Raw genomic sequence first — 25,526 nt, forward strand, 5'->3', positions numbered from 1 at the left:
CACTAAACCGGCTTGTACTCCTCGTGAGGGGTAGCCCGTTCCCATACCGTCTCGAAGGCAGACGAGACCAGTTGGATTACCTCGGGCTCTGTCCGCCACTCCCGGTCAACGACTTCCCCAACGCCAGAGAAGTACGTGAACAGTACCGCTTCCCCGTCAAACATCCACAGGTCAGTACCCGGCAAGGGGATGTCAGCGGCCCGCCGCCGGGGCAGCCAACGAATCAACTCCCCCGCTGCGACATTCGGAAACGTCACGTCATGCTCGTACCGGATGTAGTCCGTGACCGGCTCCGAGACGATGCGGGCCCGCCGCATGACCACACCGCGCGCCGTCGTCTGCGTCACCACGTCAAGAAACGGGCGCCACCACTCGGACCGATCGGCGGCAGGGTCCAGGCGCTTTCCTTTCTGCCACTCGATGAAATCGGGGTCACTGGGCTGGTAGGCGTCGCGCATTTCCAGGTGAACAGCGGATCGGCGAGCTTTCGCCAATCCCTCAAGTACGGGGTTGTTCATCGTCTCTACTCGCTGTCGTGAGGCGGCAGGTACTTCCGCATTACCTTGGGCAGACGGATGATCACCTCATGATTCGGAACCTCCGTGCTGTGGCCAGGGATCGACCCGATTTCCTGGCACGCCTTCACTTCTTCCTCGGTGGCCCGGTACGACTGGATCAGCAGATCCCCCGTGTCCTCGTCCAGCCAGATGGTGGGTGAGTCGGTGTCAGGGGTGTTCGGGATGATCCCGAGGAACCGCAGCTTCATGTCTGACCTCTCCCTCTGTCGAGTCGATTGCAGCCGATTGCAAGACTTTCGCCCGCAGGTGAGATCCGTCAAGACCGCGTAACGAGCCAAGTTAGTTGGCCTGATCATGACATATTACGGCGCGTCAGATATGGACTCCACCTCGGCCGCATAACGCAAAATCCCCCGACAGCCGGTCAGGCCATCGGGGGATGTAGGAACGTTCCTAGGTCCAAATGTTCGGGAGCGTGAGCCAGTCGGCACCCTCGCAGTCGTCACAGCGGGAAGACCGATAGTCCGGCTGGTCAAGGTCGATTGCAAAGGCGCGGTCGCTCAACAATCGCCCACACTCCCGGCACCGCTTCCGCTCGTAGTGGTCGATATTGAGTTGAACGAACATCAACGCTTGCCGTAGTTCCTCGTTCGGCCCTCTCGCGCTCGTGGCGGTCGGGGCAATCGGTCGGGCCATTCCTTGGTCGGCGCGGGTACCTGCTGTGTCGGTAGGAAGCGCCACGCGACGAATCCGGGCCGTGCCGGTGCGTCGGAGGGAACCCAGCCGGTAGGGGTGAGAATCACGCGGATTGGTTCCATGCTTATCCCCTCGCGTACGCGCTGACTAGTTCGTCCAACAGTGGCGGCCATTCGTAGGTGTCGTGTATTCCATCGGCTATCACCTGCCGGAACAGGGCACGGTCGGTATCTGCGTCACGGCCTAGCGCGGCCCCACCTACGCAAAATGCGTCGTATGCGCGCTGCCATCTATGACACCGAGAGGAACAATATTGCTTGTGCGTCCGGCCGTTATTCCGACGTTTGGTTTCCTGGTAGCAGCTAAGGCGCTTGCAAATCATGCGTCCGCCTTTGCGCTGTAACCGATGCGGTCAAGGTAACGGCGGCCGGTTCGAGCGGACACGCCGAAATGGTCGGCCAGCGCAGCGCCGGTCAGCGGGCGGCCATGGCGCGATTCCAGAACGGTCACAGCGGCGCGGATATCGTCGTCAGTCGGCGGGCCGTCCGCGCTGTCCGCCTCGGCGTCGGTTTCAAAGTCCTGCCACAAGTCCGCGTCCGGCCACTGTCCGCCCGTCTGCGGGGCGTGTGTCACCTCGGCCGGGGCCATGTCCGGCAGGCTCTCAGCGGGCCGTGTAGCGGCTTCCGCCCGGTGCATTCGCCAGACGGTCAGCGGGAACACGGCATGCAGTCCGGCGGACACCCACGTATTGACAGCGGACAAGGATTCGGCCGTGAGGACACCGGCCACATTGGCGGCCACGGCAACGGCCACGGCTAGGGAAATATCCCGACGCGACCGGACGGCCCACACCATGAATAGGTCAATGGCCACCGGCACGGCAAAGGCGACGGACACGGGTACGCCGTGCGTCTGCGCTAGCTCCCGCTGTGTCGTAAAGCTAATGAGCATGGCCGCGACTAGGGCGGCGTATCGGGCAGCATTGGCCACGGTCAGTCTCATAGGAACGTTCCTAGGTTCGATTACGGAAGGTAGCGGCCGGCCGGGGGCTTACCTTGGAATTGAAGCTTGGGCGACTTGGAAACCCGTACCGGTTTTGAACTGCTATACGCTTGCGGTGAAAAAGGTTCCCGAAAGGGGGTCACCCCCCACCCCGTTACCTTGGAATTGAAGGCAAAGGCTCAGGAATTAAGTTACTCAGTGTGACTCTGACGATCCGAATCACTCTCGCGCAACGCGCGACCAGTAATCAGGCATGGGCTCTGTCATGAACCCGGGACGGCCTGAAATTTCACGGCGGGGTCGTTGTGCTCGGCGCGCTTCTGCTGATTCAGCTTGCGTCTTGCGCGTGTGGCACGGCTCGCAGAGCAATTGCAGATTTTCTAGCGCGTGATTATCGCCTCGGATGATGTGGTCAACCTGCGTGCCGGGCCGACCGCATGACTTGCATAGTCCGCCGTCCCGCCGCTTGACCCGGGCCCGTAGCTTGTGCCAGTTGGCAGGTAGCCGAGATTCCCGGTTGCTGTTTTCCCAACCTATAGGGTGTTTCCTTCCCGACAGCGGGGCCGAGGCTGTCCGATGACCCCGGCCCTGCTTTTTTGGCTACGCGCTATAACTGCCATTTTCTACGCGAGAACTACCGACAGTTCGACGTCCCGTGCTGGCGTTCATGATCACGCCGTATCGGTCGGCCTCGGTCCGTGTTAGCTCGTCCTGCCATTCGTCGTATCGCTTGTCGGCAAGCTCAGGCAGTGCATTGGCGATATCGTCCAGATCCCCAGCGAGCAGCGTCCCGCCGGTTACTGGGTCGTCGTTGCGCACGAACCGGCGAACCTCGCTCATTGCCTCGGCAAGCTTCGGTGCAGTCCAACTGCGGTGCGGGGCAAGGAATACGCTGCTGTGCTCAATCGGCTTACCGTCGAACGTCAGCGCGGAAACGTCGTCGCGCAGCAGCCCATTAAGCGTGAGGTCACCGAGCGAGCCGTAAAGCGACCCTAGAGCAGCTAGGTTCCCGTCCAGCTCGGCGAATGCTGCGCGCACGGCCTCACGGCGCTTGACGAATTCGGCAGCCACGGTCTCTCGGTACGCGGCGAGGAATGCCGGGTCCTCCCACAGCGCGTCATAGGGCTTGCGAGCCGTAACGATTGCCCGGCGGGAGGCGCGGAAAGCCTCGAAGCAACCATTTAGGTCTAGCTCGGCCTGAAACACCTTTGCAGCGGTACCGGCCGGTGCGTTCTTGCCCTCGGCGTGGGCCTTAGCACTAGCTGCTAGAGCTTCCTGCCGGGCATCCTCCAGCGCGTACGATAGTTCGTACCAGCGGTCGTACAGGCTCTCGCTCTTGTCGATTGCGTCCTGTACTGCCTGCCACCGCTGGAAAGCAATCTTTGGCGCTAGCGCATCATGCCGGTGACTAGTGTCAACCTGGTAAGTCGTGCTCATTAGTAGGTGGTCGGGCGTGATCTTTTCCATGTCTGCGTGTCCTTTCAGTAACGAAACTTGCGGCGGGCGATCTTCCGGCCAAGCTCGTAACCCTCGCGGTGAGCCTCGGCGCGTTCCTCATCGGTGATCGACTGGGATTCCTTGACAGCGGCCCGAGCCTCATAGACAGAAATGCCCGAATCCATCAGGTCGGCAATTTCCGCGTGCATGTCGTCCACGGCGTCCGCCGAATTGCGGTCCGCCGGGTCCTGCCCTGCCGCCGTGTCAAGCCGAGAGATAGAACCCCGGCCCTCGGCCGTCATGTCGTGCACTGCCATAGCGCGTTTCCTTTCGGGTATACAAAAAGGCCCCCTCGCTCGCCGGGTCTCTGCTCAGACCACAGCGGGCAAGGGGGCCCACCGGTAAGCGCTCCGCCGCAGTGCGCGCGAGAGACTAACTCACCGAAGAATTTAGGGAGGCGGGAGCAGCCGCAGAGGGAAGGCGGTACCTAGGAACGTTCCTATGATGACCGGCCGGGCCGGAGAGACGCGGACGCCTACCCGACCGATCATCACGCGAAAGGAAACACACAGGACGCAGCCAATCCCGAGAACGACTTTCGACGTTCACGATTCACGAGGTGAGTTGGTTAACCGCATAGCGGTAGCACTCGGACATAGGCGACGCTAGCGTTACGCATTCGATATAAAGTCCTGTGTGGCCCCGTGAGCGCTTATCTCGGCCCCGGTGGGACAACTCCCCGGCCGACCCTTCAACGGCTCTCAGGCGCACTCTCAGCCCGCTTGCGGAGTCGGTATGCCTTAGTGCGGTGAGCCGGAGAGCAATAGCGACGGGCTCGGCCTGCGCCATCCCAACCGCAGTTCTCTTCGCATCCGTCCAGATGGCATACGGCTTCCTCGCGTTCCTTGACCGCCTCATCGGCGGCGAACAGCGAGCAGTCGGGGGAGCAGAACCGTTGACGCTTGGTGTCCGGGTAAAAGCCTCGCTTGCATTGATCGCACTCGCGCTTGGCCAGTACCTCACGAGTCAGCGTGGACATGCGCTTGTGTGCCTGTCGGCAAGCGTTGCTGCAATAGCGTTCCTGTCGGCCGCCTAGCTTGTGGTCGCAGACCACGCACTGATCCTCTTGTTGCTGCCACGAGTAGTAGCCCATTTTTGTTCCTTCACAGTTGCCACGGGAGGCGTGACGTTTCGCAGTGCAGATGACACAGTGACCCCATAGCTCCTTAGAGTTCTATAGCGTCTCTGTACCTACTGTGTCTTCTACACTTAGAAACATCACACCTACATAAAAGAAAGAAAACTAGAGAACCGGCTCAGCCCTCGCGCTGTGTGCGCTGTTGCTTCCGCTGGTATGCGGCCCGGTCCTTGCAGCGAGCCGAGCAGTAGAGCGCCGGACGGCCAAAGCCCTTGTCAGGCACGGTCTCTAGGCAGTTGGGACCTGAGCAGTGGCCCGAGGGGAACAGGGTGGCGTTCACCAATTCCAGCGCTTCCCGCGTTGCCTGGTGGATCTCACCGGCCATCGGGTGACCGGATGCAATGGCCTCCCATGCAGCGGCCTCGGCGCGCTGTATAGCCTCGCGTATGTCCGCGAAACCGGGCTTTCGGTCGGACCGGCTCCGCGAAAGTCCTTCGTTAGTCCGCGTTTGTCCCTCGAAAGTCTCGTCTGTCATATCGGTTTTACTCCTTGACTTGGTTGATGGTTCGCGGAAGTCCGGCGCTGCTCCGCTAAGGTCCGCGAAAGTAGTTCAAGAAAAACCCCCACCCGGAGGCAGGGGTAAGAGTGGGGGCTTTTCTTGGGGGGCGGGGACAGAAAGTCTTAGGCGGGCATTGCCGCATATTCGAGCAGCAGTGCGAGCCGTGCCGCCTGTAGGTCTGCGGAGTTCCCGAGGTTCTTACGGAATGCTCGGACCAGACGGCCCCGCTTGGTGTCCGTCTCGCTGGCCCATGCGTCCATCCGCTGAGCGAGCGTTTCCAGAGTCATTGTGTTTGTGAGCGGCACCGCTTCCCTCCTTGCTGGTCTCTCTGTGCGGTGTTTCGTTCTCCACGAGGGGTGCGAGTTAAGGGACGGCGCATATTTGACGCAGTGTCAGCAAATCCGTAGGCGGCCGTCTGAGGGCACGGGAAAGGCCCGGCGGGGAGTTGGCGGGGAGTTGCCCACCGGGCCTCTCAGAGCGTCTTACGCGGCCGTCTGCATGCCTAGCGCGGGCCGTGCCAGTCGGCGCAGTCTGGCCGTTGCCTGACAGCGGAGAGCCTGAACGCTGCGCGGGGTCGTGTTCAGTTCCTCGGCTAGCTCGGCGTCCGTCGCCGGTTCGCCTATGCCGTAGGTGGCTTCGATGATCCGAGAGGATTTCGGCCCGAGCGACGACACCAGCGCGCGAACGTAGGTCTCCCTCGGCGTTGGCCGCCCGCTGTGGGCCGTGCCGACAAGCGCGGGTGCCTCGGGCTCATACGACAGCGGTACGGGGTCCTGTGCGGCCCTGCGCGCGGCGGCAAGGTACGTGTACTGAACCCACCGGTACGCGTACGCGAAACAGCCCTCTACGCCGTTCCCCCGGTTGCGGTAGCGCATGACCGCTTCCCACGCTGCGGCCCGGCCCATGGCTAGCCACTCGTCCCGGGGGAAGCGCCGGAAGTCGGCGTAAGCGACTCGGGCACAGCGGTCTATCTCCTCGGCCATGGCGGATTCCGGGTACGCCTCTCCCCGCTGTGCCGCGTACACGTCGGCGAGGATTACAGCGCGGCTCACGCTGCCATCTCCGCAACGATCGCTTCGGCCGTAGCTGGGTCCACCTCCATTTCGTCCATGGCAATTGCGATCAGTTCGGCGGTAGCCGGGTCGTTCTCCCGCACCCATGCCGGGCCGTCGATACGCACGTCTGCGCGCGACGGGTCGAAGCTGCGCGCGCCGTTGCTCGGGGAGATCACCGCACGGACGCCGAACGCTTCCAGGAGTTCCCGCCGCCCGTCCGTGTCCCGCGCCGCGTACTCCTCCGCGATGGTCCGGCCGGTCGGCACCCATGAAACGGCGGGGTTCTCCTGCTCCCGCTGCGCCGCTTCCAGGACAACCAACTTGGCCTCAAGTTCGGTGAGCTGGGCGGCCGTACGGCGCTTGGCCCGACCCTCCGGGAGCATGTTCAAACCGTCGGTGTGCGAGTCGATCGCTGCTTCCGTCTCGCGGATTTCGCGGCTCACGTCTCGGCCCTCGGCCACCACCTCACGCAGCATGTCGGCCCGGCCGAGCAACCCGAGGAACTTGGTTTCCACCAGGGCCTCAAGCTTGCGCGCGTTCATCTCGACAGCGACGTGTCCGCCCCGCGCTCCGTGCTGGCACGTGTAGCGGGACCGGTCCTTGTCCCCGTCCATCCGGCGACGGTGGTAGAGGTGCCCGCCACACTCGGCACACGCCGCGATGTGCAAGAGAGGAGCCTTACCGGCGCGCTGTCCGGTCGCCCGGTGCTTGGTCGCCCTGCTTGCAAGAACGGTCTTGACGGCATCGTGGGTGTCCGCGTCGATCAGCTCGGGGCCTACCTGCTGCGGGTTGCCCTTGTCGTCCAGAACAGCGGACACGGCCCCGCGCTTGCGCTTGCTGCCCGGCTGCGGGGTGGACTGCACCAGGTGCCCGCGCATGGCCGGGGAAAGGAGGATGTCCCGCAGGGCGGTCCCGCTCCACTTGGTCCCGCGAACCTTCCGCCCCTTGCGCTTCCGGGCGTAGTCGGCGGGGGACAGAGTGCCCGACTCGTTGAGCGCCCGGACAATGGCGTTCAGCGAGGAACCGTCCAACAGCTTTTCGACCACGCCCCGCAGCACGGCCGCCGCCTCGGGGTCGATCTCCAGATAGGTCCCGCCGTCGCGCTTGATCAGCCGGTAGCCGTACGGGGCCTCTCCGCCCATCCACCGGCCGACGCGCCGCATGTGTTCCTTGGCCGCCAGGATGCGCGCCTTGATCGTGTCCCGCTCCCACGCTGCCAGCGCGCCGAAGATGGTAAGGATCAGCTCTGCCGTCTGGGGATTGATCATGCCGTCAGCGGTCACGAGGGACGCGCCGGATTCCTTGCACAGCTCGGTCAGCGTGAGGAGTTCCAGCGTGTGACGCGCGAACCGGTCCAGCTTGGCGGCAAGCAGATAGTCAGCCTTCGGGAGCTGGGGGAGGACTTCCGCCATGCCGGGCCGGTCCGTGAGCTTCGTAGCGCCGCTGACGCCGTTGTCCTTGTCGGCGACGAACAGGACGCGCCACCCCTGCGACAGCGCGAATGCCCGGCATTCGGCCACCTGAGACTTGATCGACGTACTCAGGTCGTCGGCCCGGCTGAGCCGGACATAGATGATGCAGGTCTTCGTACGGTTCTGACGCGGGAGAGTTGCGGTGTCCATGTGTTCCCCGGGTGAGTCTGTTAACTCGCTCGGGGTGGACCGTTAGGCCAGAACCTCGGGGAACTGCGCGCTCAGCCACAGCGCGCGGACGGTCGCGCAACGCACGGACCGGGGCAGCCCGTGGCGCAATCGCGCGGGCTGCCCCGGTCGGGGGCTACGACGTCACGACGTCAGGTCGTACACCGTCGTCGAGCCCACCGTCTTCGCGGTGAACGTGGACGCGACCCACGAGGCGATGTCGGACGCGGCGGCGGAGCCGCCCATGCTCCCGCCGCCCATACCGCCACCACCGATGAAGTAGTGGATGCGGCCCTCGGCGACGTACTCCTTGAACTGGGCCAGCGTCGGAGACGGATCGCTGCCGTTGAAGCCGCCGATGGACATCACGGGCTTGCCGGTCGCGAGCTGGTAGCTCGCCTGGTTCTGCGAGCCGACAGCCGCGGCGACCCAGGTGTACGCGCCCGCGTTCGCCTTGAGCAGGGACGTCATCTCGGCGCTGACCTGCGTGCCGTTGAGCAGGCCGCCCATGCCTCCGGCGCCACCGGCGCCGCCGGGGAAGCCGCCCTCGCCCATGCCGGGCGGGAACTGGCCCTGCCCCTGGGCGCCCTGCGTGCCCTGCCCGCCCTGGGCGCCGGGGAAGCCCTGCCGGCCCTGGCCGGCCTGGCCGGTCTGGCCACCCGGGAAGCCCTGGCCGCCGGGCATACCACCCGGCATCCCGCCCGGGAAGCCGCCGCGGCCGCCGCCCCCGCCACCCGGGAAGCCACCGGACATGACGGCGGGACCCGCGGTGACGATGGAGCCCTCGTGCGGGGTCGACACCGTGTCGAGGGTGTACGCCACGGGCCCGCCGAGCACGGCGACGAGGCCGAGCCCGGCCGCGGCGGCGCTCACGCCCGCGCTCCGCACGTACGGCAGCGCGACGAGCGCGGCCGCGGCGAGGACGCCCGCGCCGAGGACGACGGCGCGCAGCCACGGGTGCCAGTTCGGGGAGCGGTCCAGCAGCACGTACGCGACCGCGCCCGTACCGGCGACGACCGCGCCGAGGGCCGCCGCGGCGGGCAGCGAGCCGCGGCGCCGCCACAGCAGCGTGCCGCCCATCGCGCACACCGCGGCGATGTAGGGGGCCAACGCGATGTTGTAGTACTGGTGGAAGATCCCGGACATGAAGCTGAAGGTCACGAAGGTGACGAGCAGCGAGCCGCCCCACAGCATCAGGTCGGCGCGGATCAGGTCGGTGCGGCGTGCGCGCCGGGTGAGCCACAGGCCCGCGAGCAGCAGCGCGAAGGCCGCGGGGAGCAGCCAGGCGATCTGGCCGCCCATGTCGGAGCTGAAGAGCCGCCCGATGCCGGTCTCGCCCCACATGCCGCCGCCACCGCCCCCGCCGGGTCCGCGGCCCCCGCCGCCTCCGCCGACGCTGCCGGTCTCGTTGCCGGTGATGCGGCCGAAGCCGTTGTAGCCGAAGGTCAGCGACAGGAAGCTGTTGTCCTGCGAGCCGCCGATGTAGGGGCGGGAGGACGCGGGCCACAGCTCGACGATGGCGACCCACCAGCCGCCCGCGACGACCATCGCACCGCCCGCGGCGAGCAGTTGCAGCAGCCGGCGCGGCAGCCGCGCGGGCGCGCACACGGCGTAGACGAGGGTGAGCGCGGGCACGATCAGCCAGGCCTGGAGCGTCTTGGTGAGGAAGGCGAGGCCGAGCAGCCCGCCCGCGGCCAGCAGCCACCGGGTGCTCGCGTGCTCCAGCGCACGCTGCACGCAGTAGATCGTGGCGACCATGAGCAGCGCGAGCAGCGCGTCGGGGTTGTTGAAGCGGAACATGAGCGCGGCGACCGGCGTGAGCGCCAGCAGCGCCCCGGCCAGCAGGCCCGCGCCGGCGCCGAAGCGGCGGCGTACGGCGGCGTTCAGCAGCGCCACGGTGCCGGCGCCCATGAGCGCCTGGGGCACCAGGATCTGCCACGAGCCGAGGCCGAAGAGCCGTACGGACAGGGCCATCGGCCACAGCGCGGCCGGCGGCTTGTCGACGGTGATGGCGTTCGCCGCGTCGGAGGAGCCGAAGAAGAAGGCCTTCCAGCTCTGGCTGCCGGCCTGGACGGCGGCGGAGTAGAAGGAGTTGGCGTAACCGGAGGCGCCCAGGTCGTACAGGTAGAGCACGAGGGTACCGAGCAGCAGCGCGAGCAGCGCGGGGCGGGCCCACACCGGGTCGGCGGCCCGGCCGCGCCACATCCGGCGGGCCAGGCGGGCCGCGCGCGCCTGCGCCGTGGCCGGGTGGGCGGCGGTCGGCGCGTGGGGGAAGCCGGTCGTCGCGGTCATCGCGGACTCCTGTCGGAGGGGTTCGGGACCCCGCGGTCCGGCGCGTGCACGCCGTCCGCGGTGCCGTGGGAGGTGTCGCCGTACGCCCCGGCGCGGGGCGGCGTGCGGTACGGGCTCGCGCCCGGGGCGGCGCCGGACGGGTCGGCTGCGGGAGCGCCGGGCGCGGGGCCGCGGGAAGCGGCAGCCGGTCCGGGGTCGTACGTGCCGGGCGCGTCGCCGTACGGGCGGGCGTCGGGCGCCGTCCCGGGGGCGGCGGGTGCGGAGCCGTGCCGCGTGGCGTCCGGGCCGGGTGCGGGGGCGGCCGCGGGGCTCCCGGGGGAGGGTGCGGCGGCAGCCGCGGGGCCCGCCGGGTCGGGGAAGACCCAGGCGCGGAAGAGGAGGAAGCGCAGCACGGTCGCCGCGAGGTTCGCCGCGACGAGGACGGCCAGCTCGCTGCCGTGCGAGGGCGAGGCCGTCGCCGTGTGCAGCGCGGCGAGCGAGCCGCTGGTCAGGGCGAGGCCAATCGCGAAGACGACGAGCCCCTGCGCCTGGTGCCGCATCGCGCGGTCGCGGCCGCGTACGCCGAAGGTGAGGCGGCGGTTGGCGGCGGTGTTGCCGAGCGCGGACAGCAGCAGGGCGAGCGCGTTGGCGCCCTGCGAGCCCGTGCCGAGCCGGAAGAGGGAGAAGAGCGCGAGGTAGACCAGGGTGCTGAGGGCGCCGACGACGCAGAAGCCGACGAGCTGGCGGGCCAGCCCGACGGGCACGCCGGACAGGTCGCGGTCGCGCGGGTCGTCGCCGAAGGGGCGGCGCAGCCGGTCCAGGGCGAGCCGGCCGGTGGCGAGCGCCCGGCCGACGCGCCAGACACCGCGCAGGTCGTCCAGCGCGGTGCGGACGATGTCGACGCTGCTGTCCGGGTCGTCGACCCAGTCGACGGGCACCTCGTGGATGCGCAGCCCCGCGCGTTCGGCGACGACGAGCATCTCGGTGTCGAAGAACCATCCGGTGTCCTCGACCATCGGCAGCAGCCGCTGCGCGACATCGCCGCGGATCGCCTTGAAGCCGCACTGGGCGTCGGAGAAGCGCGCGGCGAGCGAGCCGCGCAGGATTATGTTGTAGGAGCGGGAGATGAACTCCCGCTTGGCGCCGCGCACCACGCGCGAGGAGCGCGCGAGGCGGGAGCCGATCGCGAGGTCGGAGTGCCCGGAGATGAGCGGGGCGACGAGCGGCAGCAGCGCGTTGAGGTCGGTGGACAGGTCGACGTCCATGTACGCCAGCACGGGCGCGTCGGACGCGGTCCACACGGTGCGCAGGGCGCGGCCGCGCCCCTTCTGCTCCAGCCGGAAGGACGTCACCTCGGGCAGCTGCGCGGCGAGTTCCGCGGCGACCAGCGGGGTCAGGTCGGTGCTGGCGTTGTCCGCGACCGTGATGCGGAAGGGGTACGGGAAGGTGCCCGACAGATGGGCGTGCAGGCGGCGGACGCAGGGGGCGAGGTCGTTCTCCTCGTTGTGGACGGGGATGACGACGTCCAGCACCGGAGTGGCGGCCGCGCCGCCCACGCCCTCGGCGGGCGCCGCGTCCGCGACCGGCAGGTGCTGCCGGGGGGGCAGATTGCCGAGTGTGGTTCGCATACTCCGAGGCTCGGCTCGGGCCCTGTCACGACGTTGTGCTGAGGCTGGGGGCGACCTGTGAGTGCGAAGGGGGCAGTGTGACGCTGAAGACGGTACGTCCGGGGGCGCTCGCCAGCTCCACGGAGCCGCCGTGCGCGGCCACCACGGACTGCACGATCGCCAGGCCCAGGCCCGTACTGCCGCCGCCCTGCGGGGTGCGGGTGCGGGAGGCGTCGCCACGGGCGAAACGCTCGAAGACGACCGGCTGGAGGTCGGCGGGGATGCCGGGGCCGTCGTCCTCGACCTGGAGCCGTACGGCGCCGCCGGGCAGCGGGGTGACGCGGGCGGTCACGGTGGTGCCGGCCGGGGTGTGGGTGCGGGCGTTGGCCAGCAGGTTGGTGAGCACCTGGTGCAGCCGCTGCGGGGCGCCGTCGACCACGGCCGGGTCGTCGGGCAGGTCGAGCCGCCACAGATGGCCGCCACCCGCCGCGCGGGCGTCGCTCACCGCGTCCACGACCAGCGGGGACAGATCGGTCGGCACGGGGTCCAGCGGGCGCCCGGCGTCGAGCCGCGCGAGCAGCAGCAGGTCCTCGACCAGGGTCGTCATCCGGGACGCCTCGGACTCGATACGGCCCAGCGCGTGCCGGGTGTCCGGGCCCACCGGCTCCCGGCCGCGCCGGGTCAGCTCGGCGTAGCCGCGGATCGACGCGAGCGGGGTGCGCAGCTCGTGGCTGGCGTCCGCGACGAACCGCCGGACCCGGGTCTCGCTCGCCTGCCGCGCGTGCAGCGCGGACGCGACGTGCCCGAGCATGCGGTTGAGCGCCGCGCCGACCTGGCCGACCTCGGTGCGCGGGTCGGTGTCGGACTCCGGGACGCGCTCGTGCAAGGCGACCTCACCGCGGTCCAGCGGCAGCTCGGACACCCTCGTCGCGGTCGCCGCGACCCGGCGCAGCGGGTGCAGCGCGATACGCATCAGCGCCGCGCCCGCCAGGCCCGCGGCGACCAGCCCGGCCGCCGACACCGAGACCTCGACCCACATCAGGGTCGACAGGGTGTCCTCGGTGCCCTGGGTGGACAGCCCCACCAGGACGGTGCTGCCGTCCGTGCCGGGCCGCGCGGACTCGACGCGGTAGCCGCCGAGGCCGGGGACGTCGAGGGTGTGCGGATGGCCGTCGCGCGGGACGTCCGCGAAGGCGGCCGCCTGTTCACCGGTGAGCGCGGCGGCGACCAGGGCGCCGCCGGACGAGCCGGAGGAGCCGGTGGCGTCGGTCGCGCTCACCGCGGCCTGCGCGACCGCGCCGGACGACGTCACGACCGCGCCGACCGTCTCGCGGGGCTGGCCGCCGCCGATGAGGAAGCCGAGCGGGACGTCCCCGGCGCCGCCGGGGGTGCGGTCCGCGCGGGGGGTGTTCCCGCCGTTCGTGCCGTTCACGCCGTCCGTGCCCGGGAGCGGGCCGCCGGGACCGCCGCCGGGGCGGCCGGACGCGCGCATCGCCAGGTCGTGCACCTTGCCGTCGAGCTGGCCGTACAGGAAGTCGTGCAGCGCGAAGATCGTGACGGCGCCGATCACCGCGCACACGACGGCGACGAGCGCCACGCACGACGCGACCAGGCGGCGCCGCAGCGACCACCGCGGGCGCGGGCGTCCCGCGCGGGTGGACCTGCCGGGGCGCGGCAGGGTCACGCGGGCTCCCCCGGCTTGATCAGATAGCCCGCGCCGCGCCGGGTGTGGATCATCGGCGCGCGCCCGACGTCGATCTTGCGCCGCAGGTAGGAGATGTACAGCTCGACGACGTTGGCCTGGCCGCCGAAGTCGTACGACCACACGCGGTCGAGGATCTGCGCCTTGCTCAGCACCCGGCGCGGGTTGCGCATCAGGTAGCGCAGCAGCTCGAACTCCGTCGCGGTGAGGTGGATGTTGTCGCCGCCGCGGCTCACCTCGTGGCTGTCCTCGTTGAGGACCAGGTCGCCGACGGTCAGCAGCGACTCGTTGCGTACGGCCGCGGCGCCCGAGCGGCGCAGCAGGCCGCGCAGCCGCGCGACGACCTCCTCCAGGGAGAAGGGCTTCGTGACGTAGTCGTCGCCGCCCGCCGTCAGGCCCGCGATCCGGTCCTCGACGGCGTCCTTCGCCGTCAGGAACAGCACCGGCACGTCCGGCGTCTCGCGGCGCAGCCGGGCGAGGACCTCCAGCCCGTCCATGTCCGGCAGCATCACGTCCAGCACGACCGCGTCCGGCCGGTCCTCGCGCGCGGCGCGCAGCGCGCTCGCACCGTCGCCCTCCGTGCGCACCTTCCAGCCCTCGTAGCGCAGGGCCATCGACAGCAGGTCGGCGAGCGGCGCCTCGTCGTCCACGACCAGGACGCGGACGGGGGAGCCGTCGGGCCGGGCGAGGTCGCTGGCGCTGACGCCCGGGTTGACGGTGGTGGTGGCGGCGCTGTGGCTCACGGAGCTCCTGGCGGCGCGAAGCGCGCCACCACCGGCCGCGGCGCCCTGCGCGGCGGGAGCGGGGGGTGTCGTCGTCATGCCCCCACCCTGTGGGGCCCCTATGAAAGCCGTCTTGGCCGAATCTGTGAATCCTCTGAGAATCCGCTGCGCTCGGCGGGTGGGGCTTGCGCAGGGGCTTGCGCTGGGGGCTGGCGCTCCTGCGCGGTGGGTGGGTCGGGGGCCACTCCGGGGGTACCTCCTCGGAATGCGCGTCCGACCTCACCCGTGTCCGGCCCCCGGCGGGGTGCGCATTCCTGCGGGGGCACCCCCGGATCGTCCCCCTCCCGACGTCTCGTCGGCGGCTGCCCGCCGGTGGGGGTGCCGTTTTCAGGGACCGCGGTTCGCCCCCGACGGCGGTGCACCCCCGCAGGGGGACGTCAGCTGTCGCTACCACCCGCACGGGTGGTGGGGGTGGGAAACACCCGCGCCGCAGGCGCGGGCACCCCCGCGGCGGGCCGGCCGCGAAGCCCCACCGCATGGGGCAACCCCCGGCGCGGTCAGCGCTGACCCGGCGCGGCCTGAAGGTCCGTGCGCCAGTCGTTGCACGTCATCCAGCTGCCCTTCGGGTACTCGAAGGAGACCTCCTCCAGAAGCTCGAAGCCCGCCTTGCGGCAGACCCCGTTCGACGCGGGGTGGTCGACGCTCGGAAACGCATGCAGATACCGATTGCCGTCCGCCTCCCGCGCCACGCGGACGATCCCGCGCGCAGCCGCCGCGGCTATCCCGCGCCCCTGGAATTCGGGAAGCACGCTCCAGCCCGCCTCCCACACCGGGCCGCCCCGCCACTCCCGCTCCCAGAAGCCGATCGACCCGGCCGTCTCGCCCTCGGCCGTCACGACCCTGAACATGCCTCCCTTCGCCAGCTCCAGATACCGCCGGTGCCGCGCCTCCAGCGCCTCCGCGCTCTCGGGGCCGCCGAGATGGTCCGTCATCTCCGGCGTGTTGGTCCGCTCCAGCAGCCAGAAGTCGTCCTTGCCCCAGCCCACCAGGTCCACTCGTGCCACGTTCTCCGTCATGAAGATCACGATAGGGGGAGGGTCTGACAACGGCCCCCCGTCGCGGCCGCGAGCACCGCGCGGCCGCCGACCCGTACGTGCCGCGGGCCCGGCCCGGTCTCCGCGGCGGCGGTGATCGTGGCGGGAGCGCCGAGCGCGTCGCCCATGTCGGCGGCGATCCGGGGCACGCCGCGGTCCGCGAGGCAGGCGGCCAGGCACGCGGTGCTGTTGGCGTTCGCGATGTCCTCGGGCACCCCGATGGACGGGGCGAACATACGCGCCGCGAGCCGCCCGTACGCGTCCGGCGGAGTGTGGACGTAGACGCCCAGCAGCCCCAGCCGGTCGCACGCGGCGCGCAGGCGGGCGGAGTCGGGGGCGAGGCCGCGCAGCGCCGTGCGGTCGGCCACCGGGAGCAGCATGCGGGCCCGGCCGAGGGAGGCGATCACGGCCCCGTGCGGGGCCCGCGCCCCGAGGGCGTCCGCCACGGCCGCCGCCTCGTCGGGCGCGGCCGCGCGCAGCTCCACCCGGCGGGTGCGGAAGTCCGCGCGGTAGCCGGACCCGTCCCGTACCGCCCGGCCCGCGAAGGCCGCGCCCCCGGCGTGCAGCTCGCCGAGGAAGCGGCCGTTGCCGCGGGCGGCGAGATACGCCAGCGCGGCCACCGTGCCGTGGCCGCAGGCGGGCAGTTCGCCCTCGGCGGTGAAGAAGCGCAGGCGGGCGCCGCCGGGTGCGGGGTCGACGAAGACGGCGTGCGAGACGCCCGCCGCGGGCGCGACGGCCGCGCGGTCCGCGTCCGCCGCTCCCGCGGCCTCGTGCTCGGCCACGACCGCGGTGGGGCTGCCGCCCGCCGCGCCGCGCACGCACGCCCGCACCACCGTCACGCCCCACCCGCGGCTCATACGGGCATGCTGCCACCCGGCGCGGCGAGGGCGCGGGCCACCTCCGCGGGGGTCCAGTGGCCCGCGGCGCCGGGGCGGGTGGCGAGGTAGCGGGCGATCGCGGCGGGGTCCCGGCCGCTCTCGCGCAGCCCCGCGGCGATGACGCGCAGGTAGGGCGCCGAGGGCGGCACCGGCGGGACGTCGTCCAGGTGCCAGGGCGCGGTGAAGGTCAGCAGCGGGTGGCCCTCCAGGGTGCCGGGGCTGACGAGGGTCTCGTAGCGGCCGGGGCCGAGCGCGTACCGGCCGGTGGCGAGGACGGGCGCGAGGTCGAGGTCGCGGCCGGGCGGCCCGTACATCTCCTGCGCGGCGATGTCGGAGAGCTGCGCGGCGGTCAGCAGATGGGCGCGGGCCCATGCCGTACCGGGGGCGTCGGGGTCGTAGAAGGCCCGGCCGCCGTGCCAGACGGGGGAGCGCGTCGCGAAGTACAGCGCGCCCGGAAGCTCCACGGGGCGCGAACGCGCGGGCATGCGCGGGTCGCGCGCTCCCGCGTACGTACGCGACCCGCCGGGCGGGCACCCGCCCGCGAGGTAGCAGCGCAGCCGCTCGGCGCACATGTTGGAGCCGTACGCCACGTACCAGACCAGCCCGCCCGCCTCCTCGCCCACGCCCACGCCCCTTCGCCGCTCCGGTCCGGCCCCGCTTCCGCCTCCGCCGACATCCGTATCAGCCGAGGGCACCGGACGGGCGGCGCGACGCGTACGCCACGGAGGCGCCAGGCTCCCTGACGCTCGGGGTAGGGGCCCGGTCCGGCCCGCCGCACGACGGGCCCGTCCGTCACCGCACCCCGCGCGCGCCGAAGGCGCCCGAAGCGGCGGTCACGTCACCACACCCCCGCGAACCCAGCGCACCCGGCCCCGCGGACAAGCCGCCACCGCCGGGGACACCCCGCGCACCCAGCTCATCAGGCACCTCACCGCACCGCGCGACCCGAGCGCACCCGCCCCCGCAGCCGCGCCGCCACAGCCGAGGGCAACCCGCACGGTCGGCCCCGCAGGCACTTCACCGCACCCCGCGCGACCCGAGCGCGCCCAGCGCCCCGGTCACGTCACCACACCCCCGCGAACCCAGCGCCCCCAGCCCCGCAGACAAGCCGCCACCGCCGGGGACACCCCGCACACCCGCCCCCGCGGTCACCCCACCGCACCGCGCGCCCCGAGCGCACCCGCCCCCGCAGGCGCGCCGCCACCGCCGGGGACACCCCGCACGGTCGCCCCCGCGGTCACCTCACCGCACCCCGCGCGCCCCGAGCGCCTTCGCGGACAAGCCGCCACCGCCGGGGACACCCCGCACGGTCGCCCCCGCGGTCACCTCACCCCCGCCGGGAGGCACCCCGCACGGTCGCCGCCGCCGTGACCGCCGTGACGAGGCGGCGTACGGCCGCGCGGTCGGGGGCTTCCGGGCCTTCAGGGCCGTCCGGGGGCGCGTCCGCCCGGCGCTCGCGGTCGGCGAAGATCAGGTGGCCGCCGCCGACGAGGGAGAGCGTCAGCGCGTCCACGTCCGCGCCCGGGGCGATCCGGCCGAGGTCGCGCTCGGCGGCCAGATACGCGCCGACCGCCTCCGTGGCCTGGCCCAGGACCGCGATGCCGCCGCCGGGCGTGGCCTCCCGCAGCCGCGCCCGCAGCGCGTCCCGGAAGGTGATGAGCGGGATGATCGCCACCGGCACCGGCCCGAACAGCGCGGTCAGCGCCCCGGTGAGGTTGTCGACGACGCTGCCCTCCCCGGCCGACGCGCGCAGCACCCGCGCCTGCTCCTCCAGCTCCGCCGCCCGGTCGAGGACGAGCTCGGCCAGGAAGGCGTCGAAGTCGGCGAAGTGCCGGTGCAGCACCCCCTTGGCGCAGCCCGCCTCGTCGGTGACGGCCCTGCTGGTCAGGCCGTTCGGCCCGGACCGCAGCAGGATGCGCTCGGCGGCGTCGAAGAGCTGCTGCCGCGCGTCGCGCAGATGCACACCGGTCGGCATGCGCCGCTCCCCTCTCGCCCGCGGGCGGTCCGTTGTCGGACGTCGCCCTGACGGCCGATTGTTGCCCAGTGGGCATGCGCCCACTAAGGTGGGCACATGCCCACTCTACCGGCACAGCCCCCTGAGCAGGCCCGGCCCACCACGGGCTCCCCGCGCCCCGCGCCGGACACGGCCAGCGGTCCCGCCCCCCACACCGCCCGCCGTATGGCCGAGTCCTTCGGCGAGAACGCCGGGCAGTACGACGCGGCCCGGCCCGGCTACCCCGACGCGCTCGTCGCCCGGATCGTCGCCGGGATGCCCGCGAACGCGTACGCGCCCGCGCCCGCCTCCGGCGACGGCTCGGCCCGCCCCGCCGTCCTGGACGTGGGCTGCGGCACCGGCATCGCCGCCCGGCAGTTCCAGGCCGCCGGATGCACCGTGCTCGGCGTCGAACCCGACCCGCGCATGGCCGACTTCGCCCGCTCGCGCGGGCTGCCCGTCGAGGTCGCGGCGTTCGAGACGTGGGAGCCCGCGGGCCGCACCTTCGACGCCGTCGTCGCCGCCCAATCCTGGCATTGGGTGGACCCCGCCGCAGGTGCCGCCCGCGCCGCCGCCGTACTGCGCCCCGGCGGGCGGCTCGCCGTCTTCGGGCACGTCTACGAGCCGCCGCCCGAGGTCGCCGAGCCCTTCGCCGCCGCCTTCCGCCGTGCCGTCCCCGACTCCCCGTTGAGCGCCCAGCCCGCGCGCCGCCCGCTCGACGCCTACCAGGCCCTCTACGCCTCGTTCGGCGACGCCGTCCGCGCCACCGGCTCCTTCGACGCCCCCGAGCACTGGCGCTACGACTGGCAGCGCCCGTACACACGCGACGAATGGCTCGCCCTGCTCCCCACGACCGGTGGCCTCACCCGACTCGCCCCCGCCCAACTGTCCGCGATCCTCGCCGAGGTCGGCGCGGCGATCGACGCCCTCGGCGGCGCCTTCACGATGCCGTTCACCACCCTGGCGACAACCGCGGTCCTGCGGTCCTGACACCGCACCTTCCACCCCCGCACCGCCGTCCGCCGTTCCGCGCCCGGAAACGCCCGGAGGCGCTCGGAGGCACCCGCGCCCCGACACGACCGCGAAGCCCGTTGCGCGCACGGCTAATTCACTGGCGGCCGCCGCATCCCGCAGCCCACTCTGACCCCATGCAAGAGCCCACCCACCGCGTCCGCGCCCTCGCCACCGACTCCACCGTCACCGTCTACCAGGCGTACCGGCCCGGGATCGGCCTGGCGGCGGTGCGGGAGGGCCGCTTCCCGGCGGAGTGGAAGAGGGACCGGATGACGTGGATCAAGCCGTCGTTCCTGTGGATGATGTACCGCTGCGGGTGGGGCACCAAGGAGGGCCAGGAGACCGTCCTCGCCGTCGAGATCACCCGCGAGGGCTTCGCATGGGCGCTCGCGCACGCCTGCCTGTCGCACTACGAGCCGGGCCTGCACGCCGACCGGGCCTCCTGGAAGCGGGAGGTGAAGCGCTCTCCCGCACGCGTCCAGTGGGATCCCGAACGCGACCTCCACCTGCGCCCGTTGCCGTACCGCTCACTGCAACTCGGCCTGTCCGGCGAGGCCGTACGCCGCTACGCCGACGAGTGGACCGTCGCCGTCACCGACGCCACACCCCTCGCCCGTACGATCCACGCCCACGTCCGCGCGGGCGAGTTCGACGCGGCCCGCGCCCTCCTCCCGCGGGAGAGCCCCTACCCCGCGGACGTCTCGCACCTCCACCGCTGACCCCGGCGGCCCTCCGCCGACGCCTTCCCGGCGCGCCGCCGACAGGCAAGGATGGCCCCACCAGGGCCGGTTGAGCAGGGGGACGCGCAATGAGCCGCACACGGACCACCGGCCCGTCCGCGTACGGGCCCGCCGGAGGACCACCCGCCCGCGTGCCCGTACCGGCAGCGCCGCCCGCCGAGGGCTGAACGCGCCGTGCAGACCGGCTTCGTCACCTCGCTCGCGATCCTCGCGCTGTGCACGTTCGCCGCGCTCCGGCCGCCCATGCCCCGGCGGTCGAGCCCGTCCGACGTGTGGTTCTGGCTCGGCTGGTTCGTCAACGAGCAGCCCTTCGTGGGCCTGGCCGTCCTGGCCCTCAGCACCTACGAGACGCTGGCCACGGACGTCGGCGGCCCGACGTGGTGGCTCGCGGCCGCCCTCACCGCCGCCGTCGCCTGCGGCATGGCCGCGCTCGCCGTACGCACCCGGTCCGCGCGGGGCGTCCTGGAGGCGGCTCTCGCGGAGGTGCCGGACCTGCGCGTCCCCCGCCGCCCGCTTCCCCTGCTCCGCGTGCTGCTGCCCTTCCTCGTCCCGCGCCGCGGTGTCCGCCGACTGTGCAACCGCCGCTACGGCACGGCGCGTTCACAGGCCCTCGACGTCTACCTCCCGCGCCGGCGGCCGGACGGCGCACCCGTCCTGCTCTACTTCCACGGGGGCGGCTTCACGATCGGCAGCAAGCTCATCGGCGGACTCCCCCTCCTCTACCGCCTCGCGGCGGACGGCTGGGTGTGCGCGAGCGCCAACTACCGCCTGCGCACCCCCTATCCGAACTCGCTCGCCGACGCCCGCGCGGCCGTCGCCTGGCTTCGCGCCCATGCCCGCGAACTCGGCGCCGACCCCGAACTCCTGGTCGTGGCGGGCGGATCCGCGGGCGCGCACCTCGCCGCGACCGTCGCGCTCACCGACGACGCGGTGTCCGCCGCGATCGGCTTCTACGGCTACTACGGCGAGGTGGGCGGCGACCGGGCCACCCCGCACGCCCATGTCCACCCGGCCGCACCGCCGTTCCTGCTCGTCCACGGCTCCCTCGACACCCTCGTGCTGGCCGCGGACGCCCGCGCCTTCGCCGCCGACCTCGCCCGTACGTCCGCCGCGCCCGTCGTCCTCGCCGAACTCCCGGGCACTCAGCACAACTTCGACGTCCTCCCGTCGCTGCGCCTGCACGCCATCAGCGACGCCGTCGAGGCGTTCGCCCGCTGGGCCACGGTCCGCCGGGACCGCGACCGCTAAGACCGCGACCGCCGAGCCCGCAACTCTGCGGCGCAACCGCCGCGCCGCCCACCCGTGTCACGCCGCGGCCTGCGCCTCCGCGGCCGCGTGCAGCAGGAGTTCGCGCAGCGCCAGGGCTGCCGCCGTGGGCTCCGCGGGGGTGAGGACGACCTGGTCGGCGGTCGTCGAAGGGCCGGTCAGCGGGATGACGCGCAGGCCGGGCGGGGTGTGGTCGAGCGCGGAGCCGACGGTGATGCCGATGCCCGCCCCGGCGGCGACGTGCGCGGCGATGGCGTGCACGCTGTCGGCGGTGCGGATGATGCGCAGGTCGGCGCCACCGATGTCAAAGGCGGCCAGCAGCCGGTCGCACAGGCCGCTGTTGATCTGGTGCGGCCAGGTGAGCAGGCCCGTCGCGGACAGTTCCGCGGCGCTCAACTCCGCCCGCCCCGCGAGCGGATGGCCCACAGGCACGAGCGCCATGAAGCGCTCCGCGGAGAGCACCCGAGCGCGTACGCCGGTCAGCCCGTCCGAGGCCCAGCCGACCCCGAGGCCGATCGTGCCGGTGCGCAGCGCGGTGAGCTGGGCCGTGGTCGGCATCGGCTCGGGCACGATCGCGACGTCGGGGAAGCGGTCGCGCAGCCGCGGCAGGCACTCCAGCAGCAGTTGCTGGCCGGTGTATTCGGCGTGGCCGACGACGAGGGTGGTACTGCTCCGATCACCGGCGGCCAGGGCGCGACCGCGCTGCTGGAAGCGGCGCAGCTGGGCCAGCGCGGCATGCGCGTCGGGCAGCATCGCGGCGCCCAGCTCGGTGAGCGCGACCCGGCGGCTGGTGCGGTGGAACAGCCGCCCGCCCAGGGCGGTTTCGAGCCGCCGGACCGCGTCGCTCACCGTCGGCTGGCCGCGGTGCAGACGTGCGGCGGCGCGGCCGAAGTGGAGTTCCTCGGCGACCGCGACGAAGGCTTCCAGCTCCATCCTGTCCACACCGCAAGGCTAGTGCGGTGACCGCACCGGCGCCGATCGATCGGTGCGGCCGATCGCTGCATGCCGGAATCCCTCGTTGATGGTGCGCCGCGCGCGGGTTGTGATGGCAGGGCAAGCAGCGCCCGCCTCCCGCCGCCACCGGCCGGGAGCGGCACCCGCCCCGCCAGCAGGAAGCGTGAACAGACATGACAGCCAACGGCGTTGACCCCAGCTCCGGCGTAGTCCCCACCGTCACCGTGACGGTCGTCGTCCACTCCGTGCACGGCCGCACCCGCCTCCTGGCCGAGCACCTCGCCGCCGGTGCCCGTACCGTCCCCGGCGCGCAGGTCCACCTCGTCGACCTGCGGCCCGAGGACGTCACGGCGGGCCGCTGGCACAACGCGGAGGCGGAGGAACTGCTCGGCCGCTCCGACGCGATCGTTTTCGGCTGCCCGACGCTGATGGGCAGCGTGTCGGCGGTGCTCAAGGCCTTCATGGAAGCGGCGTTCACGCCGTTCACGACGCAGGGCTGGAAGGACAAGCTGGCGGGCGGCTTCACCACGTCCGCGTCGCAGAGCGGCGACAAGCTCGCGGTGCTGCAGCAACTGGCCGTCTTCGGCGCCCAGATGGGCATGCAGTGGATCGGCGTGGCCGACATGCCGGGCAACAACTGGAGCGGCGGCACCCGCGACGACGTCAACCGCCTCGGCTCCTGGCTCGGCCTGATGGCCCAGTACCACACCGACCTCGGCCCGGAGGAAGGCTGCTCCCCCGGCGACCTGACCACGGCCGAGCGCTACGGCGAACGCATCGCCCACCTGTCCCAGCGCTGGGTCAACGCCGTCCCCTACACCACGACTCGCATGACCGAACACGAGGCCCGCACCCTGTCCGCGTCCCTCAGGAAGCCCGCGGCCGCCCCGGTGGCCTGACCCCGCGAACGCCCGGAGGCGGCGGGTCCGGCTCCGCCCCTAGGGTGTGCCGGTGATCTTCAAGAGGAAGCAAGAGGCCCCGGGCCTCGCCCCCGCCGTGACCGAGCTGGAGGGTGCGGTCGCCGCGCGCGACGGCGGCCGCACCGAACGCGCCTTCACCGCCGTGATCAGCGGCGTGCAGTCGGCCCCGGACGACGCACGCGTCGCGGCCGGGCCCCGACTGGCCGCGCTGCTCCCCGCCTTCCCGCCGACCGGCCCGCGGCCGATGCTGGCTAAGGCGGCCGGCTTCTGCGTGGAGCGCGGGGCGGACCCGGTGGCCTGCGCCGGGCCGATTCTCGACGGCGTCCGCCAGGATCTGCTCGACGCGCTGGAGTTCGCCCGCCGCTGGACGGCCACCGGCGCGGCCGGCGAGGAGCTGCCGGAGCCGGACGAGAAGATCATCGACGACGCCCTGCTGAGCCGCCTCGGCGGCGACCCGCACGAGGCCACGCGGCTGGCGCTGGCCTGGTGCTCGGTCGAGGAATGGCAGCCCCCCGCGCTCGCGGTGCTGTGCCGCAGCGCGGAAGTACGCCGCCTGCACGCGGCCGCCCTGCTCCCCGCCTGCCGCGAGCTGACCGCCCTCGACCGGCACGACCTCAAGTGCCTGGCCTACGCGCTGGCGGTGCTGGACGACGAGCCCGTGATCGTCCTGCACCGGCCCACGAAGACCGGCTTCGAGATACGCATCGGCGGCATCGGCGACAACTTCCAGCTCCACACACTGCTCGCCCACGTCCTGATCGGCGCCGGTCATGTGCCCGGCACCCCGCCCTCCGCGGAGAGCGTCCGCCTGGCCACGGACCCCGAGCCCGCCCGCGGGCGCAGCGGGGCCGTCGCGACCGGCGCCTTCGAACTCCTCACCCCGGACGGCACCCGCATCTGGAACGAGGGCCTCCCCGACGACATCCCGGTGGTCGCGGGCCGCCGCCTCCTCGTCCTCGACACCCCGTCCTACCCCCGCACCTGGACCGCCGACCGCTTCTTCCCCCACCTCCCCGGCACCGCCACCCTGACCCGCGTCCTCCCCCCGGACGAGGCCCACACCTGGTTCACCCACACCTCCCCCGACAGCCCGTCCTGACCCCGCCCCGCCCCGGGCACACGCAAGAGGCCCCCGGAGATCCTCCGGGGGCCTCTCGGCTTGCTGTGCACTCGGCGAAACAGGTCACCACGAGTACACCGGGAGCCGATCAACGGCGAAAGAGCTTGGTGAGGTTGCCGTACTTCGCTGCTGTACTGCGGACGGTCTGCCAGGCTTTGCCAGTGCCCCTCGTCTCGCGCGTGAACTGTCGGGCGGCAGTCGCCCACAGCCCTTCACCGCCGACTGCCACTGACGCGTGGTTCTCCGACCCGAGGCTTGCAATGTGATCCGCGTACTCGTTGCGGGCGTCGGTCAGACTCAGTGATCCGTTCGGTCCGCCCCATACCTCGTCCGCGTTGAGGTCGTCCTGGCCGTCGTCCTCCCACCCGCACTCCACGCAAATCTCCCAGTTGCACTGCGACTCCAGGGTCAGCAGGTGGCAGCAGGGGCAGGCGTACGGTCCGCCGCCGGACTTCGGCGACTACGGAATCGGCCACCCCGTTGCGCCTTCCCGGGCCGGCGAGCCGGCTGCTGTACTTCGCTGCTGTACGGCACGACAAAGCCCCCGTCCGGACGATCCGGCGGGGGCTTTGACCTCTGTGCACTCGGCAGGATTCGAACCTGCAACCTTCTGATCCGTAGTCAGATGCTCTATCCGTTGAGCTACGAGTGCGGGGCTACTTCGCGGCTTTTGGGCCGGTCGGCGTTGCGGGAACAACATTACATGAGGTGGGGCGGGACGTGAAATCGATAAGGGGGAGGGGGGCTGAGCTGCGGCGGAGGGTCCGGGAGGGGGTGGCGGGGCAGGCCGGGGGAAGGGGGTGGGGAAACGGCGGAACCCCGCTGTCCGGGAGGGACGGGCGGGGTTCCGGGGAGGTGGCGGAGGCGGAGGGATTTGAACCCTCGATGGACGGTAAAGCCCAAACCGCATTAGCAGTGCGGCGCCATAGACCGGACTAGGCGACGCCTCCAACGCGCGACCCGCGTGAGCGGGCGCGTGTGCAGATGATGGCACAGCCCTGCGGGCTGCGACCAATCGCTGACTACGGTACAAGGCCGCCGGTCGGCAGAGCAAAGGGGTTGGGCGATCGGGGCGGGTGAACCGCCGGGATCGTGCGGCGCGGCTCGCCCACGAACGGGTGAAATGGACCCCTCCGGGCGTATCGCGGCGGTAAAGGATGGGTATGGCTCTTGTCAGTGGTCGTGCCGCACACCGCCGTG

22 protein-coding genes, 2 tRNA genes and 1 pseudogene are annotated in these 25,526 nt (G+C 71.6%); 5 read left to right on the forward strand and 20 right to left on the reverse strand.

What is annotated here, in order from left to right; translation table 11 throughout:
- Nucleotides 1-2 precede the first annotated feature (2 nt).
- From ACH4SL_RS19175 to ACH4SL_RS19250, 16 genes are all read right to left on the reverse strand, one after another.
- Nucleotides 3-518 (reverse strand): DUF6879 family protein, encoded by a 516-nt coding sequence (locus tag ACH4SL_RS19175; RefSeq protein WP_398446952.1) that lies wholly within the window; start codon nt 516-518, stop codon nt 3-5.
- Between the two features lie 5 nt (nt 519-523).
- Nucleotides 524-766 (reverse strand): hypothetical protein, encoded by a 243-nt coding sequence (locus ACH4SL_RS19180; RefSeq protein WP_398446954.1) that lies wholly within the window; start codon nt 764-766, stop codon nt 524-526.
- 826 nt (nt 767-1,592) lie between these two features.
- Nucleotides 1,593-2,216, reverse strand: coding sequence for a transfer protein spdA (locus ACH4SL_RS19185; protein WP_398446956.1), 624 nt, complete (start codon nt 2,214-2,216; stop codon nt 1,593-1,595).
- Between the two features lie 219 nt (nt 2,217-2,435).
- Entirely contained in the window at nt 2,436-2,774 is a 339-nt protein-coding gene (locus tag ACH4SL_RS19190) for an HNH endonuclease (protein WP_398447785.1), read from the reverse strand.
- 42 nt (nt 2,775-2,816) lie between these two features.
- The gene (locus ACH4SL_RS19195) at nt 2,817-3,683 is read right to left on the reverse strand and encodes a hypothetical protein (RefSeq protein ID WP_398446958.1); all 867 of its coding nucleotides are present in this window, start codon (nt 3,681-3,683) and stop codon (nt 2,817-2,819) included.
- A gap of 14 nt (nt 3,684-3,697) precedes the next feature.
- On the reverse strand, nt 3,698-3,970 hold the full coding sequence (locus ACH4SL_RS19200) for a hypothetical protein (protein ID WP_398446960.1): 273 nt from the start codon (nt 3,968-3,970) through the stop codon (nt 3,698-3,700).
- Between the two features lie 1,862 nt (nt 3,971-5,832).
- On the reverse strand, nt 5,833-6,402 hold the full coding sequence (locus tag ACH4SL_RS19205) for a hypothetical protein (protein WP_398446962.1): 570 nt from the start codon (nt 6,400-6,402) through the stop codon (nt 5,833-5,835).
- Complete coding sequence (locus ACH4SL_RS19210; RefSeq protein WP_398446964.1) at nt 6,399-8,027, reverse strand: recombinase family protein; 1,629 nt, start codon at nt 8,025-8,027, stop codon at nt 6,399-6,401. Before ACH4SL_RS19210 ends, ACH4SL_RS19205 begins: the two co-directional genes overlap by 4 nt.
- 162 nt (nt 8,028-8,189) lie before the next feature.
- Nucleotides 8,190-10,337: an ArnT family glycosyltransferase gene (locus ACH4SL_RS19215; RefSeq protein ID WP_398446966.1), complete on the reverse strand. Its 2,148-nt coding sequence runs from the start codon at nt 10,335-10,337 to the stop codon at nt 8,190-8,192.
- Nucleotides 10,334-11,944: a glycosyltransferase gene (locus tag ACH4SL_RS19220; RefSeq protein ID WP_398446968.1), complete on the reverse strand. Its 1,611-nt coding sequence runs from the start codon at nt 11,942-11,944 to the stop codon at nt 10,334-10,336. The genes ACH4SL_RS19215 and ACH4SL_RS19220 overlap by 4 nt, the downstream gene beginning before the upstream one ends.
- Before the next feature lie 25 nt (nt 11,945-11,969).
- Nucleotides 11,970-13,415: a sensor histidine kinase gene (locus ACH4SL_RS19225; RefSeq protein ID WP_398447787.1), complete on the reverse strand. Its 1,446-nt coding sequence runs from the start codon at nt 13,413-13,415 to the stop codon at nt 11,970-11,972.
- 188 nt (nt 13,416-13,603) lie between these two features.
- Complete coding sequence (locus ACH4SL_RS19230) at nt 13,604-14,446, reverse strand: response regulator transcription factor (protein WP_398446970.1); 843 nt, start codon at nt 14,444-14,446, stop codon at nt 13,604-13,606.
- A gap of 458 nt (nt 14,447-14,904) precedes the next feature.
- Nucleotides 14,905-15,423, reverse strand: coding sequence for a GNAT family N-acetyltransferase (locus tag ACH4SL_RS19235; protein WP_398446972.1), 519 nt, complete (start codon nt 15,421-15,423; stop codon nt 14,905-14,907).
- Between the two features lie 5 nt (nt 15,424-15,428).
- On the reverse strand, nt 15,429-16,298 hold the full coding sequence (locus tag ACH4SL_RS19240) for a PhzF family phenazine biosynthesis protein (RefSeq protein WP_398446974.1): 870 nt from the start codon (nt 16,296-16,298) through the stop codon (nt 15,429-15,431).
- Nucleotides 16,295-16,891 carry a histone deacetylase gene (locus tag ACH4SL_RS19245; RefSeq protein WP_398447789.1) on the reverse strand — a complete coding sequence of 199 codons (597 nt, stop codon included), beginning with the start codon at nt 16,889-16,891 and terminating at the stop codon, nt 16,295-16,297. Before ACH4SL_RS19245 ends, ACH4SL_RS19240 begins: the two co-directional genes overlap by 4 nt.
- A gap of 755 nt (nt 16,892-17,646) precedes the next feature.
- Nucleotides 17,647-18,294 carry a TetR/AcrR family transcriptional regulator gene (locus tag ACH4SL_RS19250; protein ID WP_398446976.1) on the reverse strand — a complete coding sequence of 216 codons (648 nt, stop codon included), beginning with the start codon at nt 18,292-18,294 and terminating at the stop codon, nt 17,647-17,649.
- Nucleotides 18,295-18,390: 96 nt separating this feature from the next.
- Here ACH4SL_RS19250 and ACH4SL_RS19255 point away from each other — a divergent pair, with 96 nt between their 5' ends.
- The 3 genes from ACH4SL_RS19255 to ACH4SL_RS19265 all read left to right on the forward strand — a co-directional run bounded on the left by ACH4SL_RS19255 (nt 18,391) and on the right by ACH4SL_RS19265 (nt 21,314).
- Nucleotides 18,391-19,302: a class I SAM-dependent methyltransferase gene (locus ACH4SL_RS19255; protein ID WP_398446978.1), complete on the forward strand. Its 912-nt coding sequence runs from the start codon at nt 18,391-18,393 to the stop codon at nt 19,300-19,302.
- A gap of 158 nt (nt 19,303-19,460) precedes the next feature.
- On the forward strand, nt 19,461-20,045 hold the full coding sequence (locus ACH4SL_RS19260) for a DUF4291 domain-containing protein (RefSeq protein ID WP_398446980.1): 585 nt from the start codon (nt 19,461-19,463) through the stop codon (nt 20,043-20,045).
- A gap of 195 nt (nt 20,046-20,240) precedes the next feature.
- Nucleotides 20,241-21,314 (forward strand): alpha/beta hydrolase, encoded by a 1,074-nt coding sequence (locus ACH4SL_RS19265; protein ID WP_398446982.1) that lies wholly within the window; start codon nt 20,241-20,243, stop codon nt 21,312-21,314.
- 57 nt (nt 21,315-21,371) lie between these two features.
- Here the strand turns inward: ACH4SL_RS19265 and ACH4SL_RS19270 are convergent, their stop codons facing one another.
- The gene (locus ACH4SL_RS19270; RefSeq protein WP_398447791.1) at nt 21,372-22,265 is read right to left on the reverse strand and encodes a LysR substrate-binding domain-containing protein; all 894 of its coding nucleotides are present in this window, start codon (nt 22,263-22,265) and stop codon (nt 21,372-21,374) included.
- A 194-nt stretch (nt 22,266-22,459) separates the two neighbouring features.
- Here ACH4SL_RS19270 and ACH4SL_RS19275 point away from each other — a divergent pair, with 194 nt between their 5' ends.
- Together ACH4SL_RS19275 and ACH4SL_RS19280 are read left to right on the forward strand one after the other, a co-directional pair.
- Nucleotides 22,460-23,185, forward strand: a complete 726-nt coding sequence (locus ACH4SL_RS19275; RefSeq protein ID WP_398446984.1) for a flavodoxin family protein — start codon at nt 22,460-22,462, stop codon at nt 23,183-23,185.
- A gap of 52 nt (nt 23,186-23,237) precedes the next feature.
- Nucleotides 23,238-24,305 (forward strand): hypothetical protein, encoded by a 1,068-nt coding sequence (locus tag ACH4SL_RS19280; RefSeq protein WP_398446986.1) that lies wholly within the window; start codon nt 23,238-23,240, stop codon nt 24,303-24,305.
- Between the two features lie 109 nt (nt 24,306-24,414).
- Here the strand turns inward: ACH4SL_RS19280 and ACH4SL_RS19285 are convergent.
- The 3 genes and pseudogenes from ACH4SL_RS19285 to ACH4SL_RS19295 all read right to left on the reverse strand — a co-directional run.
- Nucleotides 24,415-24,750 (reverse strand): annotated as a pseudogene (locus ACH4SL_RS19285) (CPCC family cysteine-rich protein); the annotation flags it as partial.
- A gap of 155 nt (nt 24,751-24,905) precedes the next feature.
- Nucleotides 24,906-24,978 (reverse strand) — tRNA-Arg (locus ACH4SL_RS19290).
- Nucleotides 24,979-25,182: 204 nt separating this feature from the next.
- Nucleotides 25,183-25,276 (reverse strand) — tRNA-Ser (locus tag ACH4SL_RS19295).
- Between the last annotated feature and the right edge of the window lie 250 nt (nt 25,277-25,526).

Origin of the sequence: Streptomyces sp. NPDC021020 (genome assembly GCF_044333285.1) — a bacterium.
Taxonomy (GTDB): domain Bacteria; phylum Actinomycetota; class Actinomycetes; order Streptomycetales; family Streptomycetaceae; genus Actinacidiphila.

Bases quoted from the DNA above. Each gene is read 5' to 3' on its own strand.
- ACH4SL_RS19175 (WP_398446952.1), bottom strand. From the start codon at position 518: ATGAACAACCCCGTACTTGAGGGATTGGCGAAAGCTCGCCGATCCGCT.
- ACH4SL_RS19180 (WP_398446954.1), bottom strand. From the start codon at position 766: ATGAAGCTGCGGTTCCTCGGGATCATCCCGAACACCCCTGACACCGAC.
- ACH4SL_RS19185 (WP_398446956.1), bottom strand. From the start codon at position 2,216: ATGAGACTGACCGTGGCCAATGCTGCCCGATACGCCGCCCTAGTCGCG.
- ACH4SL_RS19195 (WP_398446958.1), bottom strand. From the start codon at position 3,683: ATGGAAAAGATCACGCCCGACCACCTACTAATGAGCACGACTTACCAG.
- ACH4SL_RS19200 (WP_398446960.1), bottom strand. From the start codon at position 3,970: ATGGCAGTGCACGACATGACGGCCGAGGGCCGGGGTTCTATCTCTCGG.
- ACH4SL_RS19210 (WP_398446964.1), bottom strand. From the start codon at position 8,027: ATGGACACCGCAACTCTCCCGCGTCAGAACCGTACGAAGACCTGCATC.
- ACH4SL_RS19215 (WP_398446966.1), bottom strand. From the start codon at position 10,337: ATGACCGCGACGACCGGCTTCCCCCACGCGCCGACCGCCGCCCACCCG.
- ACH4SL_RS19220 (WP_398446968.1), bottom strand. From the start codon at position 11,944: ATGCGAACCACACTCGGCAATCTGCCCCCCCGGCAGCACCTGCCGGTC.
- ACH4SL_RS19225 (WP_398447787.1), bottom strand. From the start codon at position 13,415: ATGCGCGCGTCCGGCCGCCCCGGCGGCGGTCCCGGCGGCCCGCTCCCG.
- ACH4SL_RS19230 (WP_398446970.1), bottom strand. From the start codon at position 14,446: ATGACGACGACACCCCCCGCTCCCGCCGCGCAGGGCGCCGCGGCCGGT.
- ACH4SL_RS19235 (WP_398446972.1), bottom strand. From the start codon at position 15,423: ATGACGGAGAACGTGGCACGAGTGGACCTGGTGGGCTGGGGCAAGGAC.
- ACH4SL_RS19240 (WP_398446974.1), bottom strand. From the start codon at position 16,298: ATGAGCCGCGGGTGGGGCGTGACGGTGGTGCGGGCGTGCGTGCGCGGC.
- ACH4SL_RS19245 (WP_398447789.1), bottom strand. From the start codon at position 16,891: ATGTGCGCCGAGCGGCTGCGCTGCTACCTCGCGGGCGGGTGCCCGCCC.
- ACH4SL_RS19250 (WP_398446976.1), bottom strand. From the start codon at position 18,294: ATGCCGACCGGTGTGCATCTGCGCGACGCGCGGCAGCAGCTCTTCGAC.
- ACH4SL_RS19255 (WP_398446978.1), top strand. From the start codon at position 18,391: ATGCCCACTCTACCGGCACAGCCCCCTGAGCAGGCCCGGCCCACCACG.
- ACH4SL_RS19260 (WP_398446980.1), top strand. From the start codon at position 19,461: ATGCAAGAGCCCACCCACCGCGTCCGCGCCCTCGCCACCGACTCCACC.
- ACH4SL_RS19270 (WP_398447791.1), bottom strand. From the start codon at position 22,265: ATGGAGCTGGAAGCCTTCGTCGCGGTCGCCGAGGAACTCCACTTCGGC.
- ACH4SL_RS19275 (WP_398446984.1), top strand. From the start codon at position 22,460: ATGACAGCCAACGGCGTTGACCCCAGCTCCGGCGTAGTCCCCACCGTC.